The following is a 2,368-nucleotide window of genomic DNA, read 5'->3' on the forward strand; positions in this document are numbered from 1 at the left end:
CCTGAAGGTCCCGTAGCGCCAGTGACGCCGTCCGCCCCTGAAGGTCCCGTAGCGCCAGTGACGCCGTCCGCCCCTGAAGGTCCCGTAGCGCCAGTGACGCCGTCCGCCCCTGAAGGTCCCGTAGCGCCAGTCACTCCATCGGCGCCGTCTAAGCCTGTAGCTCCCGTAGCCCCCGTTATGCTAGCTCCTGTAGCTCCCGTAGCCCCCGTTAAAGCGGCCGAAGTTAAACCGAGTTGATTGAGGATGTCTTGAACGATTATTCCAACAGATCCAGAAGCTCCGGTGGGCACTTCTAAAAACACATTGGCGGAACCGGGGATTACGTTAATTTCCAGTGTATCGGATATAAAGTTTAGTGTGTCTCCGAAACCGAGTGGAACACTTCCGCTAACACCTGAGTTCCCTTGAACCACGAATAAGAAATCACCTGTCGTAAAAGCTCCCGTGTTGCCTTGAGGTCCCTGAGGCCCTTGAGGTCCTTGAGGCCCCTGAGGTCCCTGAGGTCCTTGAGGTCCGATAGCTCCAGGGCTTCCTGAAGGTCCAGGAGGTCCTCCTGATGATCCAGTGGTCCCTGCAGGTCCTTGAGGTCCTTGAGGTCCTATCGTAACATCGGTTTCTAATACATTTACTAACTTCTCATTTAAAATCCATTCTTTCTTTCCGATTACATTAATCGTGTCACGAACGCTGTTATTAATCGTAAGTAGATCGCTAATCGTGGGTTGAAAGGATGTGGACACCCCGGGAAGAGTTCCTAGAACGTACTGGAGTTTTTCTCCCTCGGCATTAATAATATGACTTAAGCCTAGCTCTTCTAATGCAATCGATGATAGTAGCAGATTGATTGCATCTTCTCTTGTGATAGAAATATTAGGTGAAATATTAGGAATATTTGCTTGAGACATGTTATACCCCCTTACAAAAAAATATTCCTATTATAAATATGCTCTACTCCTCGTGCTTGTACTGGTGTATTGCCTAAATCCTGTTTATGTATAGAAAGAGCCCGCGACGCGTGAAGAAAAGAAAGAGGAGCAATCCTATTCTTAAAGCGTTTAGGATGCTCCTTGATTATAGTTTCATCTGCAGATCTGATAAGAGTGATGCATTTGTTGATTGCGTTGATACTGGATGTCTTCTTTGATTTTGGTTCTTTTTTTATATGGTGTTAGAAAAGTCTGGTAATAGCTATGCTTGAGTATGCTGGCGTCCGCCCTGCAACCTGATTACGGAATAAAATTGCATCATTACCAGCATTACCTACATTTCGAACAGCGATAGTACCTCCTGCATTAATTTGCAGTATATCCATGATTGTTACAGAACCGGGACCTGTTTCCCCTATTATGGGTGCGATGGTATTTGTTCGTTCTGTTCCATTTATTTCCCATCCATATATGCTAGAGTTACTAGCTGTAATAGTGGATATCATCAAATATACGCCAGTGTCGCCTACGGTAAATACAGTACCTGTTGCGGAGAAACCACTTGATACTACACCATTCGTACTTTCGGTTAGATTATATCCTATTCTTCCTCCCGGAGGTACGGTTAGACCTAAGGGAGAGTCTCCCATAAAAGCTCCAAAAGCTGCAGAAACCCCAGCACCCGAAGGTCCAGTAGCACCGGTAGCACCAGTAGGTCCTGTAGCGCCGGTCACGCCGTCCGCACCCGAAGGACCGGTAGCGCCGGTCACACCGTCCGCGCCCGAAGGTCCCGTAGCGCCAGTGACGCCGTCTGCACCCGAAGGTCCAGTGGCCCCCGTTAAGCCGTCCGCACCCGAAGGTCCCGTAGCGCCGGTCACACCGTCCGCACCCGAAGGTCCAGTGTCGCCGGTCACGCCGTCCGCACCCGAAGGCCCAGTGGCGCCGGTCACGCCGTCCGCACCCGAAGGTCCAGTGTCGCCGGTCACGCCGTCCGCACCCGAAGGTCCAGTGGCGCCGGTCACGCCGTCCGCACCCGAAGGTCCAGTGTCGCCGGTCACGCCGTCCGCACCCGAAGGTCCCGTAGCGCCGGTTATACCGTCTGCACCCGAAGGTCCCGTAGCGCCAGTGACGCCGTCTGCACCCGAAGGTCCAGTGGCCCCCGTTAAGCCGTCCGCACCCGAAGGTCCCGTAGCGCCGGTCACACCGTCCGCACCCGAAGGTCCAGTGGCCCCTGTTAAGCCGTCCGCACCCGAAGGTCCAGTAGCACCGGTCACACCGTCCGCACCCGAAGGTCCAGTAGCACCGGTCACACCGTCCGCACCCGAAGGTCCAGTGTCGCCGGTCACACCGTCCGCACCCGAAGGTCCAGTAGCACCGGTCACGCCGTCTGCACCCGAAGGCCCAGTGGCTCCCGTTAAGCCGTCCGCACCCGAAGGTCCAGT

Annotated in this window: 2 protein-coding genes; both read right to left on the reverse strand. The window is 53.8% G+C overall.

The features are described 5' to 3' along the window. A partial coding sequence (locus EDD57_RS14160) for an alpha-helical endospore appendage domain-containing protein (RefSeq protein ID WP_131850062.1) occupies nucleotides 1-905 on the reverse strand: 905 nt, incomplete at its 3' end. A gap of 263 nt (nucleotides 906-1,168) precedes the next feature. Continuing rightward, nucleotides 1,169-2,368 (reverse strand): collagen-like protein (locus EDD57_RS14165; protein WP_131850063.1); only part of this gene is annotated, 1,200 nt, incomplete at its 5' end.

Origin of the sequence: Baia soyae (assembly GCF_004341445.1) — a bacterium.
Lineage (GTDB): Bacteria > Bacillota > Bacilli > Thermoactinomycetales > Thermoactinomycetaceae > Baia > Baia soyae.